Genomic DNA, 18,298 nt, shown 5'->3' on the forward strand with positions numbered 1-18,298 from the left:
GAGCTCGTGGCAACCGTCTACGACTGCTCCGATCCCGTCTCCCGCACCGAGGGTCTGTCCGCTGCGACGCGCGCGCTCAAGTCCGGCCGGCTCGTGGTGATGCCGACCGATACCGTCTACGGGATCGCGGCCGATGCGTTCGACAGCTCGGCCGTGACCGATCTTCTCCGTGCGAAGGGCCGCGGCCGCGACATGCCGGTTCCGGTCCTGGTGGGCTCCTGGCACACCATCGACGGTCTCGTCCTGGGAGTGCGCGAGGAGGCGCGCGAGCTCATTCGGGCGTTCTGGCCGGGTGCGTTGAGCCTGGTGGTGCACCAGGCGCCGTCCCTGTCGTGGGATCTCGGGGACGCGCGCGGGACGGTGATGCTGCGCATGCCGCTGCACCCTGTCGCGCTGGATCTGCTGACGCAGGTCGGGCCGCTCGCGGTGTCGTCGGCCAACATTTCGGGGCACCCGCCCGCGGTCACCGTCTCCGAGGCCAAGGACCAGCTCGGCGGTTCGGTGGCCACGTACCTCGACGGCGGGCGGGCCGAGCACGCGGTGGCGTCGACCATCGTCGACCTCACCGGAGATTCGCCGCGCATCCTGCGCGAGGGCGCCGTGTCGACCGCGGACGTGGCCGAGGTGCTCTCGGTGGCCCCCGATCAGCTGGTGCGCCGCTGATCGCCGTCGCTGCCCACGGCAACGTCCGTTGCCGTCGTGGAGTGCTCGGGCGGTAGCGTCTGACGGTGTGACCTACGCCCACACCACCGCGATCCTGGCGCAGGCCGGTGGTCGAGGTGCAGGCGTTCCCCTGCGTGAGCTTCTGCTCGTGATGCTCACCGCTGCCGTTGTGACGTTCCTCGCGACGGGTGCGGTGCGGGTGGTGGCCGTCAAGTTCGGTGCGGTGGCCGTTCCGCGCGATCGTGATGTGCACGTCGCTCCCACACCGAGGCTCGGTGGTGTGGGGATCTACCTGGGTTTCCTCGTTGCGCTGATGTTCGCGCAGCAGCTGCCGGCCCTCACCCGCGGTTTCGAGTTCACCACCGACGTCCCCGCTGCCCTGGTCTCGGGATTGGTGATCATGCTCGTCGGTGTCCTCGACGATCGGTGGGGTCTGGACGCGCTCACCAAGTTCGTCGGTCAGGTGACGGCCGCCGGTGTGCTGGTGCTGATGGGAGTGAGCTGGTTCCTGCTGTACATCCCGTTCGGCGGCGGCACGACGGTGATCCTCGATCAGCTGCAATCCGGGTTGGTGACCGTGGTGATCGCCGTGGTGCTGGTCAACGCGATGAACTTCATCGACGGTCTCGACGGGTTGGCCGCGGGCGTGGGCTTCATCGCGGCCGTTGCCATCTGCCTGTTCTCGATCGGGCTGCTGCGCGATCAGGGTGGCGACGTCAGTGCGTACCCGCCGGCGATGCTCGCCGCCGCGCTGGCAGGCGCGTGCCTGGGATTCCTGCCGCACAACTTCCAGCCCGCCCGTATCTTCATGGGCGATTCGGGATCGATGGTGATCGGTCTGATGCTCGCCGCCATCTCCACCAGCGCATCGGGACGGATCGGGCTGCAGGCCTACGGCACGCGCGACCTGGTCGGTCTGCTCACGCCGCTGCTGATCGCCGGCGCGGTGATGTTCATCCCGATCCTCGATCTGCTGTTGGCCATCGTGCGTCGTACCCGTGCGGGTCGTTCGCCGTTCAGCCCAGACAAGATGCATCTGCATCACCGACTCCTGCAGATCGGGCACTCGCATCGCCGCGTGGTCCTGCTGATCTACCTGTGGGTCACGGTGCTCGCCCTCGGCGCCGTCGGCGCGGCGCTGATCGACCGCAGACTGGTGGTGCTGCTGTTCGCGGGCGGGTTGATCGTGGCCCTTCTGGCCACGGCCGTACCCACCCTCCGCCGTCAGCGGTAGCCTTCGTGCCCGTGAGCTTCTCCCCGGCACCGGTCCCCGCCCCCACAGCGCCGTTGCAGCGGGCCGTCCGCTACGGCGCGATCGCCCTCGTCGCGTTGGCAGTCGGTTCCGCGGTGGTGGGTCTGCTGGTCGACGGCAGCCGCGGGCTGTGGGGCGCGCTGATCGGGTCCGCAGTCGGCGGGCTGTTCATCCTCGCCACGGCCGTCTCGGTGCTGGCGTCGGCGAAGATGTCGCCGTCGGGTGTGGGGGCGGTGCTGCTCGGCGGATGGTTGGGGAAGATGCTGATCGCGGTGATCGTGCTCGGCGTGCTGCGGGGAATGGATTTCTACAACCGCGGTGTGCTCGGGGCCGTGGTGATCGCGGCTCTGATCATCGTGCTCGGCGCCGAGACGTACGGGGTGTTCGCCCAGCGCATCCCCTACGTCGATCCGCCGACCCGGGGCCGCGAACCCGACGGGAAATAGATACGACGCGGTGTAGTAGTCTTTCGCGGGAGCACCCGCAGCGCAGCTGGTGACAGCGTGTTGCTACTGTTCCCGCGAGTGCTGGGTCGCCCGGATGTGACGCACGTCGTTACGCCCGAGTGGTCCGCACCGGTGATCGTGGTCACCGAGACGGTTTCGAGTTGTGCGTTCCATATGAGAGTGTGGTCACAACGCGGTCGGTCTCGATACGATCGCCGAGTCGACGACAGTCGCCGACACCCGACAGACGCTGGGCGAGTACGAGGCCTGACGCGACTGACGATTACTCGAGCCGGCCCAGTCGACTTGCCAATCGCCATTGCACGTCAGTACTTGTTCGTAACTGCTCGACCACATGTCCGATCGAACCGCGGGTGCTCGTCGCTCGCGGCCGAACACGGGAGAGACCGCTGAGCGTCACCACCTTGGCCGCGGAGTTCAGTCCGCCGTCGCTGTCCGACTTCTTTCCCCCGGCGGTGCTCTTCGAGGGCACCCCCTTCGAGCTCGATCGGTTGATGCTGGTCCGCATCCTGATGTCGCTCATCCTCATCGCGTTCTTCGCCCTCGCGCTGCGCAGCCCCAAGGTGGTCCCGCGCGGGCTGCAGAACCTCGGCGAGATCGCCCTGACGTTCGTCAAGGAGCAGATCGCCGACGAGGTCCTCGGCAAGGAGGACGGCAAGAAGTACCTGCCGGTGATCGCAACGATCTTCTTCACGGTGTTGTTCCTCAACATCTCCGGCGTGATCCCGTTCCTGAACATCTCGTCGAACGCACGCGTCGGCATGCCGATCGTGCTGGCGGCGCTCGCCTACATCACTTTCAACTACGTCGGCATCAGGAAATACGGGTTCACCAAGTACATGAAGTCCTCGATCGTGGTGCCCAACGTGCCGATCGCAATGCACTTCCTGCTGATCCCGATCGAGTTCATCTCGACCTTCATCCTGCGGCCGTTCACCCTCACGGTGCGACTGATGGCCAACATGCTGGCCGGCCACATCATGCTGGTGCTGTTCTTCAGCGCGACGCAGTTCTTCTTCTTCGAGTCGGACTTCCCGCTGCAGGGCTTCGGTATCTTCTCCCTGCTCGCCGGATTCGGATTCACACTCTTCGAACTCCTGGTGGTCTTCCTCCAGGCCTACGTGTTCGCACTGCTCACCGCGGTCTACATCGACCTCGCCAAGCATGCGGACGCCCACTAGACCCACCGACACAGCTGCTAGATCCTGACCTGCCGCCGACCGGTTGCGGGCAACAGAAAGGGAACGGAAGAACAAATGAGCCTCAGCTACCTGGCGCAGGAAACCACCTCCACCGTCACCGGAACCGGTTACGGCGCCATCGGTTACGGTCTCGCCGCCATCGGCCCCGGCATCGGCGTGGGCATCGTGGTCGGCAAGGCCATCGAGGGCATCTCGCGTCAGCCCGAGCTCGCCGGCCAGATCCGCACCAACATGTTCCTCGGCATCGCGTTCACCGAGGCACTCGCGCTGATCGGCCTCGTCGCCGGCTTCGTCTTCGCCTGATCCCGCCATGGCAACCATTGCAGTGATCGCTGCAGCGGAAGGGGAGAAGGTCAACCCTCTGCTGCCCGCAACCTACGACATCGTGTGGTCGGCGGTCGTGGTGACAGTCATCGGGTTCTTCTTCTGGAAGTACGTCCTGCCCAGGTTCCAGAAGGTGCTCGCCGAGCGCACCGAGTTGATCGAGGGCGGCATCGCCAAGGCCGAGCAGGCTCAGGCCGAAGCCAAGGCGGCTCTCGAGCAGTACCGTGCACAGCTCGCCGAGGCGCGCCAGGAGGCGGCCAAGATTCGCGAGGACGCCCGCACCCAGGGTGCGGCGATTCTCGCGGAGATGAAGGCCAACGCACAGGTCGAGAGCGACCGCATCGTCGCAGCAGGTCATCAGCAGCTCGCGGCGCAGCGTCAGCAGATCGTCGCCGAGCTCCGCTCCGACCTCGGACGCACGTCCGTGGATCTGGCCGAGAAGGTCATCGGTGCTCAGCTCTCCGACGACGTCAAGCGGGCGGGCACCATCGACCGCTTCCTCGACGAGCTCGACAGTGTGAGCGCCAACTCTGCCGGCGCCAGTTCCGCAACCGGAAAGTGAGCACCATGTACGCAGCGAGTCGTGAGGCTCTCGCCGAGGCGACCTCCGCTCTGAACGGGGCACTGGACGCCGCAGCGGACAGCACCTCGGCGGCGGCCGGGGCGGCTGCGGATCTGTTCGCGGTCGTCTCCGTTCTCGACGATCAGCGTTCCCTGCGGTCGTCCCTGGCAGACGCCTCGGCCGATCCCGCCGCTCGCCGTGCACTGGCCGAGCGGCTGTTCGGCGCGAAGATCGGCGCTCCCGCGCTCACCGCGCTGACCACGGCGGTGGCGCAGAACTGGTCGCTGTCGCGGGATCTCACCGATTCGCTCGTACTCCTGGGTCGGCAGTCCCTGCTGCGTGCAGCGGACGATCAGGGTCAGATCGCCACCGTGGAGGACGAGCTGTTCCGCCTCGGCCGCATCGTGGCCGGGGACACCGCTCTCGAGCAGGCCCTCTCCGACCGCAGCAAGCCGCGGACCGCAGCGGGTCGGCTGATGTCGACCTTGCTCTACGGCAAGGTCACCGCCATCACCGAGGCGCTCGCGGTTCAGGCCGTCGGGCGACTCGACGGACCGCCGTCGGCAGCTCTGTCGGAGTTGTCCACGCTGGCAGCCGCACGCCGGAACAAGGAAGTTGCGCACGTGCGCAGCAGCACCGCTCTGAGCGATGCGCAGGTCCAGCGTCTGACCACCACCCTCGAGCGGCTGTACGGCAAGTCCGTCACCGTGCAGGTGGAGATCGAGCCGGACCTGCTGAGCGGGCTCGTCGTTCGAGTGGGCGACGAGGTCATCGACGGCAGTGGGGCCGGGCGCCTGGCGTCGCTGAGGAAGTCCCTGAAGTAGAACCAACTCGCACCGCGGTTCGCGACGGACCCGGTGCTCCCACCCCGAGCTTCGGTCGACGCCGGCCGTGGCCACAGACAGTGAGAGCAGGAAAACATGGCGGAGTTGACGATCTCCTCCGACGAGATCCGTAGCGCAATCGAGAGCTACACCGCGAACTACGCACCGGAGTCCTCTCGTGAAGAGGTCGGCCTGGTGTCCGACACCAGTGACGGGATCGCCCACGTCACGGGTATCCCCTCCGCGATGTCCAATGAGCTCCTCGAGTTCCCCGGTGGCGTTCTCGGCGTGGCCCTGAACCTGGACGCCCGTGAGATCGGCGCCGTCATCCTCGGTGACTACGAGACCATCGAGGAGGGGCAGGAGGTCAAGCGCACCGGCGAGGTTCTCTCGGTGCCCGTCGGCGACAAGTTCCTCGGCCGCGTCATCGACCCCCTCGGGCGTCCGATCGACGGTCTCGGTGACATCGAGGCCGAGGAGCAGCGCGTTCTCGAACTGCAGGCAGCCTCGGTGCTCGAGCGTCAGCCCGTCGAGGAGCCCCTCGCCACCGGCATCACCGCCATCGATGCCCTCACCGCCATCGGCCGCGGCCAGCGTCAGCTGATCATCGGCGACCGCAAGACCGGCAAGACCGCCGTCTGCGTCGACGCGATCATCAACCAGAAGGCGAACTGGGAGACCGGCGATCCCACCAAGCAGGTGCGCTGCATCTACGTCGCGATCGGGCAGAAGGGCTCGACGATCGCGGGCGTGAAGACCGCTCTCGACGAGCACGGCGCCATGGAGTACACCACCATCGTCGCCGCCCCGGCTTCGGACTCCGCCGGATTCAAGTGGCTGGCGCCGTACACCGGCTCGGCCCTCGGCCAGCACTGGATGTACCAGGGCAAGCACGTTCTCGTGGTGTTCGACGACCTCACCAAGCAGGCCGAGGCCTACCGCACCATCTCGCTTCTGCTGCGCCGCCCGCCGGGCCGCGAGGCGTACCCCGGCGACGTGTTCTACCTGCACTCGCGTCTGCTCGAGCGCTGCGCGAAGCTCTCCGACGAGCTCGGCGGCGGCTCGATGACGGGCCTGCCGATCATCGAGACGAAGGCCAACGACATTTCGGCCTTCATCCCCACCAACGTCATCTCCATCACCGACGGTCAGGTGTTCCTCGAGTCGGACCTGTTCAACAAGGGTGTCCGCCCCGCGATCAACGTCGGTACCTCGGTCTCGCGCGTCGGTGGCGCTGCCCAGACCAAGGGTCTGAAGAAGGTCGCCGGCTCGCTGCGCCTGGAGATGGCGCAGTTCCGTGAGCTCGAGGCCTTCTCGGCCTTCGCCTCAGACCTCGACGCGGCCTCGAAGGCCCAGCTCGAGCGTGGTGCCCGCTGGGTGGAGCTGCTCAAGCAGGACCAGTACGCACCGGTGTCGGTCGAGGATCAGATCGTCTCGATCTACCTCGTCGACAAGGGTTACTACGACACCGTTCCCGTCGAGGACGTGCGCCGGTTCAACACCGAACTCCTCGAGGACCTGCACCGCAATGCGGCCGCCGCCTACACCGAGATCGCCGCCGGAGCCAAGGCTCTCGCCGGTGACGCGGCCACGGCCATCGAGAACGCGACCGACGAGTTCAAGAAGGGCTTCCTGACCTCGAGTGGTGAGCGCATCGTCAACGAGGCCGAGGCGGACACCCTCGATCCCAGCGAGGTCGGCCACGAGTCGATCCAGGTCACGCGCAAGTCTGTCAGCAAGTGATGGCGCGGACGACGACGGCAGGGAGAGGGGTGAGCCATGCCCAGCATTCGTGAGTTGCGTTCTCGGATCCGATCGACCAACTCGATCAAGAAGATCACCAAGGCGCAGGAGCTGATCGCCACCTCGCGGATCACCAAGGCCCAGGCGCGCGTGGCGGCGTCCAAGCCGTACGCCACCGAGATCACGAAGGTGCTCTCGGCTCTGGCCAGCGCCTCGGGTTCGCTCGACCATCCGCTCCTGGTGGAGCGGCCCGAGCCCAAGCGCGCAGCGATCCTCGTGGTCACCAGTGACTCGGGGCAGTGTGGTGGCTACAACTCGAACATTCTGCGTGAGGCCGAGGAACTGCAGCAGTTGCTGCGATCCGAGGGCAAGGAACCGGTGATCTACGTCCTCGGCCGAAAGGGCCTGACGTACTACACCTTCCGCGATCGCGACGTGAAGGGCGCGTGGACCGGTTTCTCGCAGCAGCCCACCTACGCCGATGCCGCCAAGGCAGCCGAGCATCTGGTCGAGCTCTTCATGGCCGGGTCCGGCACGTCCATACCGGCAGTGAACGGCGAGGGAACGGTCGAGGGCGTCGACGAACTGCACATCGTGTTCACCACGTTCGTCTCCATGCTCAGCCTCAAGCCGACCGTCAAGCGGATGGCACCGCTCGAGGTCGAGGTGACCACCGAGGAGATCACCCTCGGCGAGGACTTCATGTCCGACGCCCCGTCGTCGAGCCAGGTCACCGCGCAGTACGAGTTCGAGCCGGAGGCCCAGACGCTGCTCGCGGCTCTGCTGCCCAAGTACATCGGCACGCGAATCTACGCCGCTCTGCTCGACGCAGCGGCGTCGGAATCGGCCGCCCGTCGTACCGCGATGAAGGCCGCCACCGACAACGCCACCGACCTGGTCAACGCACTCTCGCGCCAGGCCAACCAGGCGCGCCAGGCTCAGATCACCCAGGAAATCAGCGAGATCGTCGGCGGCGTGGATGCGCTCGCCGGAAGCGCAGGAAGAGACTGACATGACCGCAGCAGTAACCGCCGACACGGGTTCGACCGCCGCGTCGTCCGAGAACGGACGCGTCGTGCGCGTCATCGGGCCCGTGGTCGACATCGAGTTCCCTCGCGGCTCGATCCCCGAGCTGTTCAACGCCCTGCACGCCGACATCGAACTCAGCGCCGTCGCCAAGACGCTGACACTCGAGGTCGCTCAGCACCTCGGTGACAACCTGGTGCGTACCATCTCCATGCAGCCCACCGACGGTCTGGTGCGCGGCACCCCGGTCTCCGACACCGGCAAGCCGATCTCGGTGCCCGTCGGCGACGTGGTCAAGGGCCATGTGTTCAACGCGCTCGGTGACTGCCTCGACACCCCCGGCCTCGGCCGCGACGGCGAGCAGTGGGGCATCCACCGCAAGCCCCCGGCCTTCGACCAGCTCGAGGGAAAGACCGAGATCCTCGAGACCGGCATCAAGGTCATCGACCTCCTCACCCCCTACGTCAAGGGTGGCAAGATCGGCCTGTTCGGTGGTGCCGGCGTCGGCAAGACCGTGCTCATCCAGGAGATGATCACCCGCATCGCGCGTGAGTTCTCCGGAACCTCGGTGTTCGCGGGCGTCGGTGAGCGCACTCGTGAGGGCACCGACCTGCACCTCGAGATGGAGGAGATGGGCGTTCTGCAGGACACGGCGTTGGTGTTCGGTCAGATGGACGAGCCGCCGGGCACGCGTATGCGCGTCGCCCTCTCGGCCCTGACCATGGCCGAGTACTTCCGCGATGTGCAGAACCAGGACGTGCTGCTGTTCATCGACAACATCTTCCGCTTCACCCAGGCCGGGTCCGAGGTCTCCACGCTGCTCGGCCGCATGCCGTCGGCCGTGGGTTACCAGCCGACCCTCGCCGACGAGATGGGTGAGCTGCAGGAGCGGATCACCTCGACCCGCGGCCGATCGATCACCTCGCTGCAGGCCATCTACGTGCCCGCCGACGACTACACCGACCCGGCCCCGGCAACCACGTTCGCGCACCTCGACGCCACCACCGAGCTCTCGCGTCCGATCTCGCAGAAGGGCATCTACCCCGCGGTGGACCCGCTGACGTCGACCTCCCGCATTCTGGAGGCGTCGATCGTCGGCAACGAGCACTTCCGCGTGGCCAACGAGGTCAAGCGAATCCTGCAGAAGTACAAGGAACTTCAGGACATCATCGCCATCCTCGGCATGGACGAGCTCTCCGAGGAGGACAAGGTCACCGTCTCTCGTGCCCGTCGTCTGGAGAAGTTCCTCGGGCAGAACTTCATCGTTGCGGAGAAGTTCACCGGTGAGCCCGGATCGGTGGTCTCGCTCTCGGACACCATCGAGGCGTTCGACAAGGTCACCAAGGGTGAGTACGACCACCTGCCCGAGCAGGCGTTCAACAGCTGCGGCGGACTCGACGATGTCGAAGCCGCAGCGGCGAAGATCGCCGGGAAGTAGCTCCGCATGGCTGACATGGAGGTACAACTGGTCGCAGTCGAGGAGCGCCTGTGGTCCGGGCGCGCGACGGCGGTGAGTGCTCAGACCACCGAGGGGGAGATCGGTATCCTCGCAGGTCACGAGCCCATCCTCGGTCAGTTGGTCCCGGCGGGGACGGTCACCATCACCACCACCGACGGTGACCGTCGGGTGGTTGCGGTCAACGGCGGATTCCTCGCCGTGACCGGAACGTCCGTGACCGTTCTGGCCGAGTCGGCCGAGTTCGCCGAGGACATCGACGTGGAGGCCGCTCGCGCGGTACTCGCCGACGAGTCGGCAGACCCGCGGGATCTGACCTTGGCTCGCGGACGCATTCGTGCGGTCGAGCGCGCGTAGGCCCGGTCGGTAGTCGACAAGAGCCGCGGCGAGGACCCGACCATGACCATCGTGACGATCGCGATCGTGACGGTGGTCGTGGTGGGCGCCCTACTCGCCGCGGCTCTTGCGTACCGGCTGTCAGTCCTGCGTAGCGCCGCGACCGCGGTGACGGTGCGCATCCTGCCCGCCGCCGATGCGCGAGCCTGGCGCCACTCGGTGATGCGCTACGGCGAGGAGAAGTTGGTGATCTTCAAGCTGACCAGCCTGCGGCCCGGCCCGGATATCGAGATGAGCAGGCAGAAGATCTCCATCGCATCGCGTCGCGGCCCCACCGAGCTGGAGCTGGACATCATGGCCGCGGACACCCGGATCCTAGCCCTGCACGCCGATGGCGTCGCCTACGAGATCGCCGTCGACGACGGCACGTTCACGGCGTTCATGTCGTGGGTGGAGTCGCGTCCGTCCGGGCGCTACCGGCGCGGGCGCCCCGACCGATAGGGCGGGAGGCGGGCCGGGGTGGGAACTCAGTCGCGCTCGCCGCCGGGCTTCCACAGCACGTCGCCGTCGGGGTTGGCGACGCGGCCGAGTACGAACAGTAGATCCGAGAGTCGGTTGAGGTACTTGGCGGGAAGCACGCTCGTGGTCTCGGGATGTGCGTGCACCGCCGCCCAGGCCCACCGCTCGGCGCGGCGGGTGATCGTGCGCGCGGTGTGGAGGAGGGCACCTGCGGGGGTGCCGCCGGGCAGGATGAACGAGGTCAGCGGCGCGAGGCGATCGTTGAACTCGTCGCACCAGTTCTCGAGCCGCACCACGTACTCCTCGGTGATGCGCAGCGGTGGGTACTTCGGGTCCGCGACGACGGGGGTGGACAGGTCCGCCCCGACGTCGAACAGGTCGTTCTGCACACGGCGTAGGACCGCCGCGACGTCGTCGGCTGGATTGCCCAGCACGAGGACCACTCCGATGGCAGCGTTGGCCTCGTCGCAATCGGCGTAGGCGTGCAGGCGCTCGTCGGTCTTGCTCACCCGGGAGAAGTCGCTGAGGCCGGTGGTGCCGTCGTCGCCGGTCCGGGTGTAGATCCGGGTCAAGTTCACTGCCACGCGCTCACACTACCGCCGCGTGTGGGCCCCGGCCCCGCCCGCTAGTCTGGGCCGGTGAATTCGCGTTTCCTGGTCACCGGGGGTGGCCGGCTTTCCGGCGAGGTGTCCGTGACCGGCGCGAAGAACAGCGTGCTGAAGTTGATGGCGGCGGCGCTGCTGTCCGAGGGCACCACCACCATCACCAACTGCCCGGACATTCTCGACGTTCCCCTGATGGCGGACGTGCTGCGCGGCCTCGGATGCACGGTCACCCTCGATGGATCGGTCGCCACCATCGACACCCCGGCCACCCCCGACTTTCACGCGGACTTCGCTGCCGTGCGCCAGTTTCGGGCGTCGGTGTGTGTGCTCGGTCCGCTCGTGGCCCGCTGCCGCAAGGCTGTCGTGGCCCTACCCGGTGGTGACGCCATCGGGTCGAGGCCCCTCGACATGCATCAGAGCGGTCTGCGGCTGCTCGGTGCACACAGCGAGATCGAACACGGCTGCGTGGTGGCGACGGCGGAGAAGCTGCACGGGGCGATGATTCGACTCGACTTCCCGTCCGTCGGTGCGACCGAGAACATTCTCATGGCCGCGGTGCTCGCCGAAGGGGAGACGGTGATCGACAACGCGGCGCGCGAACCCGACATCGTCGACCTCTGCGCGATGCTGAACAAGATGGGCGCCAGGGTTTCCGGCGCCGGCAGTTCGACACTGACCATTGTCGGCGTCAAGCACCTCGAGCCCGTGAGCCACCGGGTGATCGGCGATCGCATCGTCGCTGCCACCTGGGGTATCGCTGCGACCATGACCAGCGGCGACGTGGCGGTGCGCGGTGTCAATCCCAAACATCTGTCGCTGGTGCTGGACAAGTTGCGCGCCGCCGGCTCCGAGGTGGAGGTGTACGCCGACGGGTTCCGGGTCAGCCAGCAGGGGCGCCCCACGGCGGTCAACTACGCGACCTTGCCGTTCCCCGGTTTCCCCACCGACCTTCAGCCCATGGCGATCGGGCTCGCATCGATCGCCAACGGGACGTCGATGATCACCGAGAACGTGTTCGAGGCGCGGTTTCGCTTCGTGGAGGAGATGATCCGTCTCGGAGCGGACGCCCGCACGGACGGCCACCACGCGGTGGTCCGCGGGGTGCCGAGGCTCTCGAGCGCGCCCGTGTGGTCGTCGGACATCCGAGCCGGTGCAGGTCTGGTACTGGCCGGTCTGTGCGCGGACGGGGTCACCGAGGTGCACGACGTCTACCACATCGACCGCGGCTACCCGCGGTTCGTGGAGAACCTGCAGTCGTTGGGCGGGGAGATCGCGCGCGTCGAGTGACGCCTCAGATGGCCATCGCCGCCCGCACGTCGGCCTCGGAGTCACGTCCGCCGGTTCCGCTCGACGTGATTCGGCCGGCTTCGAGGACGTAGTACCTCTCGGCCGATTCGAGTGCGAATCCGATGTGCTGCTCGACCAGCAGAACCCCCAGGTCCCCGCGCCGGGTGAGGTCGAGGATCGTGCGCTCGATCTCGGCGACCACGGACGGCTGGATGCCCTCGGTGGGTTCGTCGAGAATCAACATCGTCGGTTCGGTGATCAGGGCGCGGGCGATCGCCAGCTGCTGGCGCTGACCTCCTGAGAGCAGCCCGGCCCGTCGCGAGAGCAGATCCTTCAGGGCGGGGAAGAGGTCGAGGGCTTCGTCCACGAGCGCTTTCCCCCGTTTGCGCCCGTCGGCCACCACCTGCAGGTTCTCGGCCGTGGTGAGCTGACCGAACGACTGTTGCCCCTGCGGGACGTAGGCCAGCCCCCGGGCCACGCGCGCACTCGGCCGCAGCGAGGTGATGTCCTCGCCGTTCAACAGCACCGACCCGGACGTCGTGGGGAGCAGACCCACGGCTGCGCGCAGCAGAGTCGTCTTGCCCGCGCCGTTGTGACCCATGACCGCTGCCACGCCGTCCGCGGGGACGGTCAGCGACGCACCGTGGATCACCTGGCTCCTGCCGTAGCCGGTTCGTACATCGACCAGTTCAAGCATGTTCGACTCCCTTGTCGGCAGCCTGTTCGAGGCCATCGCCGGCCGCTGCGGTTCCCAGGTAGACCTCCTGGACCTTCGGATCTGCCTGCACCTGCTCCACCGACCCTTCCGCGAGAACCCGCCCGCCCGCGAGCACCGTCACCGACGTGGCGAACGACCGCATGAAGTCCATGTCGTGCTCGACCACCACCACGGTGCGCTCGGCGCCGATACGCCGCAGCAGGGTGCCCGTCTGCTCGCGCTCGGCGTGACTCATCCCTGCCACCGGCTCGTCGAGGAGCAGCACGTCGGCGTTCTGGACCAGCAGCATCCCGATCTCGAGCCACTGTTTCTGGCCGTGCGCCAGGATCCCCGCGGGCTTGTCGCGCTCGGTGGTCAACCCGATCGTCTCGAGGGCCTCGTCGATCCGTTCGGGCACGCCCGAACGACGACGCAGCATCGTGGTCCACGACCGTCCTGCCCCGGCCGCGATGTCGAGATTCTGGAGCACGGTGAGGTTCTCGAAGATGCTGGCGGTCTGGAAGGTGCGACCGACACCGAGTCGCGCTATCCGATGGACCTTCTTGCCGAGCAACTCCACTCCCGACTTCGTCACCGATCCCGTGGCTGGAACCAGACCGGTGATGGCGTCGATCAACGTGGTCTTGCCTGCCCCGTTCGGTCCGATCAGGAACCGAAGGTCGCCCTGCATCAGGGTCAGGTCCACGTCTGTGTTGGCCTTGAATCCGTCGAAGCTGACCGTCAGCCCTCGTACCTCGAGGTATTCGCTCGACATCCCGGCGTTGCCACCGAGCTTCGGGGTGGCGGTCTGCGAATCGGTCATCGGGACAGCTCCTTCTCCGGGGTGGTCGTCGTGCGCGTCCCGTCGTCGGGTCTGGTCCGCCTGCGCAGTGCGAGAAGACCGGCGATGCCGGACGGGAAGAAGCCGACCACGATGATGAACAGAAGGCCCTGCGCGTACGTCCAGCCGGACGGGAACTGCTCGGACAGGCTGGTTTGCGCCCAGGCGACACCGAGTGCGCCCAGCACCGGGCCGAGCAGGGTGGTGCGTCCGCCGATGGCCACGCCGACGAGGAATGCGATGGACGGCACGATCCCGACATCGTTGGGGGAGACGATCCCGACGATGGGAACGAACAGGGCGCCGGCGATACCTGCGAAGAACGCAGCGGTGACGTAGGCGACGATCTTGACGTTCGCGGGGTCGTAGCCGAGGAAGCGGACGCGTTCTTCCTGGTCGCGCACCGCGACGAGCAGTTCTCCGTAGCGCGAGTACATCAGTTGGCGAGTCACGGCCACCACCGCGAGCAGCACACCGGCGGCGATGAAGAACAGCATCTGCTTGTTGGCCGGATCGTTGAGGTTGAACCCGAAGAAGGTGCGGAACCTGTTGAGACCGTTCGACCCTCCCGTGGTCTGTTGGCCGACCAGCAGGATGGCGAAGGCGGCGGCGAGCGCCTGGGACAGGATGGCGAAGTACGCCCCCTTGACCCGTCGCTTGAACACCCCGAGGCCGAGGATCAGAGCCACCAGCCCCGGAATCAGCAGGATTCCCAGGATGGCCACCGCCGGGGAGGAGAAGGGCACCCAGTAGGCGGGGAGTTCGCGAATGCCGGCGATCGTCATGAAGTCCGGCACGGCGTCGCCGCGAATCTCGGCATCGGCGATCTTCAGATGCATGGCCATGATGTACGCGCCGAGGCCGAAGAACACGCCCTGACCGAGTGTGAGCATTCCACCTCGGCCCCAGGCCAATCCGATGCCGACGGCGACGATGGCATAGCAGATGAACTTGCCGAGAAGGTTCAGGCGAAAGTCGCTCAGGACTGCCGGGGCAACCGCGAACAGAACGACCGCGGCGACGGCGAACCCCAGCCAGGCGCCGCGCTTGGCAACGAACGTACTCACACCAGGCTCCTTGTCTTGACCGTGAAAAGGCCCTGCGGTCGAACCTGCAGAAAGATCACGATGAGGACGAACACGATCACCTTGGCTATGGAGGCCGTGGTGTTGTACTCGATGAACGAGTTGACGATGCCGAGGGTGAACGCGGCGATCACGGCGCCCTTGATCTGACCCAGACCACCGACAACCACCACCAGGAACGCGTCGATCAGATAGCTCTGGCCGACGGTCGAGGAGGTCGAGCCGATGAGCGTCAGGGCCACACCGGCAACCCCCGCCAGACCGGATCCGATGAAGAAGGTCGAGATGTCGGTGGTGCGGCTCGAGATCCCGGACGTCTCGGCCAGGTCCCGGTTCTGCACGACGGCGCGAATTCTCCGGCCCATCGGGGTGGTCTTGAGGGCGAAGGACAGGGCGAGCACGCACACGATGGCCAGGACGAGGATGAAGATGCGCGTCTTGGGCACGACGGCGCCGAGAATGTCGACCCCACCGGACAGCCAGGACGGGGAGACGACGTTGACGGCGGGAGCGCCGAAGATGTCACGCGCGAGTTGCTGCAGCACCAGGCCGACCCCGAAGGTGACCAGCAACGTGTCCAACGGCCGGTGGTACATCCTGCGGATGAGCGAGACCTCGAGAAGCACACCCATGAGACCGCCGACGACGAACCCCACGATCAACGAGACGAACAGCGACGCGCCACCGGTGGAGAGGACCTGTTGCACCACGTAGGCCGTGTACGAGCCCGCCATGATGAATTCACCGTGGGCCATGTTTATCACGCCCATTTGGCCGAACGTCAGGGCCAGGCCCAACGCTGCGAGCAGAAGAATGGACCCGATGCTCAGACCTGTGAACAACTGCCCTACCGCGACATCCATGAAAGCTCCTTCGGAGCATGTGAGCGGAAATCCACGGCCGGAGCCGGCCCATGGATTTCCGCTCACATGTCTGTGATCTGGTGACTTACTCAGCCCGTCAACTCAGGCCTGCGGGCCGTCAACTCAGGCCTGCGGGCCGTCAACTCAGGCCTGCGGGCCGTCAACTCAGGCCTGCGGCCCAGGGGTAGGACTTGAGGAACGGATCCGGCGCGATGGGTCCGGGGGAGTTCCACACGGTGTAGATCAATCCGTCGGGACGGATCTCTCCGATCCGGGCCGTCTTCGAGATGTGGTTGTTCGCGGGATCGATCACCACGGTGCCCTCGGGAGCAGCGAAGCTGACACCCCCCGCGGCCGCCTGGATGTCTCCGACAGCGAAGGACTTGGCTTTCTCCACCGTGTTCTTCCACAGGTACACCGAGGTGTAGGCCGCCTCCATCGGATCGGACGTGGGCTTGTTGGCTCCGTACTTGGCTTTGTACGCGGCCACGAACGCGGCGTTCTCCGGGGAGTCCACTGTCTGGTAGTAGTTCCACGCGGTGAGCTGGCCCGCGATGTTCTGTGCGCCGATGCCGGCGACCTCCTCCTCGGCAATCGAGACCGAGACCACCGGCATGTCCGCGGCCTTGAGTCCGGCGTTGGTGTACTCGCGGAAGAATGCGACGTTCGAGTCACCGTTGAGGGTGTTGAACACCGCGTCGGCGTCGGCGTATCGCACCTTGTTGACGATCGTCGAGAAGTCCGTCGATCCGAGCGGGGTGTAGTCCTCGCCCTTGATCTCCATCCCGTTGGCCGAGGCATACGCCTTGATGATGCGGTTGGCCGTCTGCGGGAAGACGTAGTCGCTGCCCACGAGGTACAGGGATTTGACCCCCTTCTCCTTCAGGTAGTCCAGTGCCGGGACGATCTGCTGGTTCGTCGTGGCACCGGTGTAGAAGATGTTCTTCGACGACTCGAGGCCCTCGTATTGGACGGGGTAGTAGAGCAGGGCGTTCTTGTCCTCGAAGATCGGGAGCATGGCCTTGCGCGACGAGGAGGTCCACCCGCCGAACACCGCCGCCACGCAGTCGCTGCTGATCAATTTCTCGGCCTTCTCGGCGAACACCGTCGGTTCGGACTTGCCGTCCTCGGCGACTATGTCGATCTGCTTGCCCATCACGCCACCCGCGGCATTGATCTGATCGACGGCGAGGGCGATCGAATCACGCACGGTCACTTCACTGATGGCCATGGTGCCCGAGAGCGAGTTCAGTGAACCGACCTTGATGGTGCTGCCGGAGGTGTCCAGGCACGACGCTGCCGACGACCCGCTGCCGGACGCCGAGTCGCTCGCCTTGCTGCCGCAGGCGCTGAGGGTCAGGGCGACGGCCATCACGACGGCGGGAGCCGCCAGACGTCCCCGCGAGTGACGACGCAGCCGAGAATCTGGTTTTGTTTCGAGCATGGAAGAACGCCTTTCGATATCGATGAACCGGACAAAGCGCGGACGCAGTGTGGTCGGGATTCGACAGCGCTGCAGAACGTGACGTACGTGGATACCGCAGCGCATTCGCGATGAACGCTAGGGCAGATCTATTTCCAAACAATGCCTCGACGTGACTCTTTGGTATCCGATGTGTCTGGGACGTAAACAAAGTCGAAACCGTTATTGTCGTCCGCAAAGAAAAATAAGCCGATCACAAACTCACGGCTCGAAAATCTAATTCTTGCGGTGAAGCAAGTACGTGATTCGGGAGCCCGTCGACGCTGCGGCCGGCCGGGGCCGGACACTGCACGGCCCGTGGGCCGGCGCCGGGTCGTCGCGCTCATGCGGTCCGCGGCGCATCACTCGGACCTCGCGACCGCACGGAGGATGCGAGAGTAAGGGTAGGCCGGAGAACACCGAACTATGTGAGAGCTCGGAGCGTCGTGAGAACACGGGGGCCTGAAAACGACGCGCAGGCCTGAGATGGCGTGCGGCGGCCGAGTGGTCGGCGTCGCGCACGATGACGGCCGTGCCGGCCACATCGACGGGTGGGAGCCGATCGAGCAGGTGGACCGGGAACATGTGACTGGCCTCACATGTCCTCCTGGTCGCCCGCAACCGAGGTGAAGGTTGGCAGAAACATCCCCTGAGGTGCAGTGTTGAACTGCAGCCGGCCGACGACACGGCGATTTGACCCCGCCGAACCCGTCGCGTAACTTTCTCCGGGTCAGAGCGACACGGACACCAACCCGCTCCCCGCGGCCACGCCGCAGGGGTAGGGACACGAGGTAGTACGGAGTCGCCTGGCCGATCGGACAGAAAAGGGCAGACCCAATGGGTTTGCCGCACAGTCCACCTCCATCGCATCGCTGCTTGACTTCGGTGCGCTCGGGAGTCTAGGTTGGAACGGTTGCCCCGGATCGTGCTGCTGTGTGTGGTGCGTGGTGGTGTGTGCGTGTTCTTTGAGAACTCAACAGTGTGTCGATGAATGTCAGTGCCAATTTGTTTTTGGTTTGCTGGTCCTCCGTGCTGTGTGTGTGGGGGGCTGGTTTTTGTCAGTACATTTTTTGTGCTGGCGTGA

Annotated in this window: 19 protein-coding genes; 13 read left to right on the forward strand and 6 right to left on the reverse strand. The window is 66.2% G+C overall.

Annotation, left to right across the window (positions count from 1 at the left end; translation table 11 throughout):
- Positions 1-6 precede the first annotated feature (6 nt).
- The 12 genes from ACY48E_RS02420 (at position 7) to ACY48E_RS02475 (ending at position 10,356) form a co-directional block, all read left to right on the forward strand.
- Positions 7-663 (forward strand): L-threonylcarbamoyladenylate synthase, encoded by a 657-nt coding sequence (locus ACY48E_RS02420; RefSeq protein ID WP_462870462.1) that lies wholly within the window; start codon positions 7-9, stop codon positions 661-663.
- A 151-nt stretch (positions 664-814) separates the two neighbouring features.
- On the forward strand, positions 815-1,897 hold the full coding sequence (locus ACY48E_RS02425; RefSeq protein ID WP_462870505.1) for a glycosyltransferase family 4 protein: 1,083 nt from the start codon (positions 815-817) through the stop codon (positions 1,895-1,897).
- An 11-nt stretch (positions 1,898-1,908) separates the two neighbouring features.
- Positions 1,909-2,361 (forward strand): hypothetical protein, encoded by a 453-nt coding sequence (locus tag ACY48E_RS02430; protein WP_462870463.1) that lies wholly within the window; start codon positions 1,909-1,911, stop codon positions 2,359-2,361.
- 374 nt (positions 2,362-2,735) lie between these two features.
- A complete protein-coding gene (atpB, locus tag ACY48E_RS02435) occupies positions 2,736-3,563 on the forward strand; it encodes a F0F1 ATP synthase subunit A (RefSeq protein WP_462870464.1) in 828 nt (275 codons plus the stop codon).
- A 75-nt stretch (positions 3,564-3,638) separates the two neighbouring features.
- Positions 3,639-3,887, forward strand: a complete 249-nt coding sequence (locus tag ACY48E_RS02440; protein ID WP_462870465.1) for an ATP synthase F0 subunit C — start codon at positions 3,639-3,641, stop codon at positions 3,885-3,887.
- A 7-nt stretch (positions 3,888-3,894) separates the two neighbouring features.
- Positions 3,895-4,470 carry a F0F1 ATP synthase subunit B gene (locus ACY48E_RS02445; protein ID WP_462870466.1) on the forward strand — a complete coding sequence of 192 codons (576 nt, stop codon included), beginning with the start codon at positions 3,895-3,897 and terminating at the stop codon, positions 4,468-4,470.
- A 5-nt stretch (positions 4,471-4,475) separates the two neighbouring features.
- Positions 4,476-5,294 (forward strand): F0F1 ATP synthase subunit delta, encoded by an 819-nt coding sequence (locus ACY48E_RS02450; RefSeq protein WP_462870467.1) that lies wholly within the window; start codon positions 4,476-4,478, stop codon positions 5,292-5,294.
- A gap of 96 nt (positions 5,295-5,390) precedes the next feature.
- The gene (atpA, locus tag ACY48E_RS02455; protein WP_462870468.1) at positions 5,391-7,037 is read left to right on the forward strand and encodes a F0F1 ATP synthase subunit alpha; all 1,647 of its coding nucleotides are present in this window, start codon (positions 5,391-5,393) and stop codon (positions 7,035-7,037) included.
- Between the two features lie 36 nt (positions 7,038-7,073).
- Positions 7,074-8,048: a F0F1 ATP synthase subunit gamma gene (locus ACY48E_RS02460; protein ID WP_462870469.1), complete on the forward strand. Its 975-nt coding sequence runs from the start codon at positions 7,074-7,076 to the stop codon at positions 8,046-8,048.
- Between the two features lies 1 nt (position 8,049).
- Positions 8,050-9,501, forward strand: a complete 1,452-nt coding sequence (gene atpD, locus ACY48E_RS02465) for a F0F1 ATP synthase subunit beta (protein WP_462870470.1) — start codon at positions 8,050-8,052, stop codon at positions 9,499-9,501.
- Positions 9,502-9,507: 6 nt separating this feature from the next.
- Positions 9,508-9,876 carry a F0F1 ATP synthase subunit epsilon gene (locus ACY48E_RS02470; protein ID WP_462870471.1) on the forward strand — a complete coding sequence of 123 codons (369 nt, stop codon included), beginning with the start codon at positions 9,508-9,510 and terminating at the stop codon, positions 9,874-9,876.
- 42 nt (positions 9,877-9,918) lie between these two features.
- Entirely contained in the window at positions 9,919-10,356 is a 438-nt protein-coding gene (locus ACY48E_RS02475; RefSeq protein WP_462870472.1) for a DUF2550 domain-containing protein, read from the forward strand.
- A gap of 26 nt (positions 10,357-10,382) precedes the next feature.
- Here the strand turns inward: ACY48E_RS02475 and ACY48E_RS02480 are convergent, their stop codons facing one another.
- Positions 10,383-10,958: a cob(I)yrinic acid a,c-diamide adenosyltransferase gene (locus tag ACY48E_RS02480; RefSeq protein ID WP_462870473.1), complete on the reverse strand. Its 576-nt coding sequence runs from the start codon at positions 10,956-10,958 to the stop codon at positions 10,383-10,385.
- A gap of 54 nt (positions 10,959-11,012) precedes the next feature.
- On the opposite strand from ACY48E_RS02480, the gene murA reads away from it, so the two are divergent.
- Positions 11,013-12,266: a UDP-N-acetylglucosamine 1-carboxyvinyltransferase gene (gene murA, locus ACY48E_RS02485; RefSeq protein WP_462870474.1), complete on the forward strand. Its 1,254-nt coding sequence runs from the start codon at positions 11,013-11,015 to the stop codon at positions 12,264-12,266.
- 4 nt (positions 12,267-12,270) lie between these two features.
- Here murA and urtE read toward each other — a convergent pair whose 3' ends face one another.
- From urtE to urtA, 5 genes are all read right to left on the reverse strand, one after another.
- On the reverse strand, positions 12,271-12,963 hold the full coding sequence (gene urtE, locus ACY48E_RS02490; protein ID WP_462870475.1) for an urea ABC transporter ATP-binding subunit UrtE: 693 nt from the start codon (positions 12,961-12,963) through the stop codon (positions 12,271-12,273).
- Positions 12,956-13,786, reverse strand: coding sequence for an urea ABC transporter ATP-binding protein UrtD (gene urtD / locus ACY48E_RS02495; protein ID WP_462870476.1), 831 nt, complete (start codon positions 13,784-13,786; stop codon positions 12,956-12,958). Before urtD ends, urtE begins: the two co-directional genes overlap by 8 nt.
- On the reverse strand, positions 13,783-14,871 hold the full coding sequence (urtC, locus tag ACY48E_RS02500) for an urea ABC transporter permease subunit UrtC (protein ID WP_462870477.1): 1,089 nt from the start codon (positions 14,869-14,871) through the stop codon (positions 13,783-13,785). The genes urtD and urtC overlap by 4 nt, the downstream gene beginning before the upstream one ends.
- Positions 14,868-15,752: an urea ABC transporter permease subunit UrtB gene (gene urtB, locus ACY48E_RS02505; RefSeq protein WP_462870478.1), complete on the reverse strand. Its 885-nt coding sequence runs from the start codon at positions 15,750-15,752 to the stop codon at positions 14,868-14,870. Before urtB ends, urtC begins: the two co-directional genes overlap by 4 nt.
- A gap of 160 nt (positions 15,753-15,912) precedes the next feature.
- Positions 15,913-17,124: an urea ABC transporter substrate-binding protein gene (gene urtA / locus ACY48E_RS02510; RefSeq protein WP_462870506.1), complete on the reverse strand. Its 1,212-nt coding sequence runs from the start codon at positions 17,122-17,124 to the stop codon at positions 15,913-15,915.
- Positions 17,125-18,298: the final 1,174 nt, after the last annotated feature.

The sequence above is a fragment of the Rhodococcus sp. AZ1 genome, from assembly GCF_054979605.1.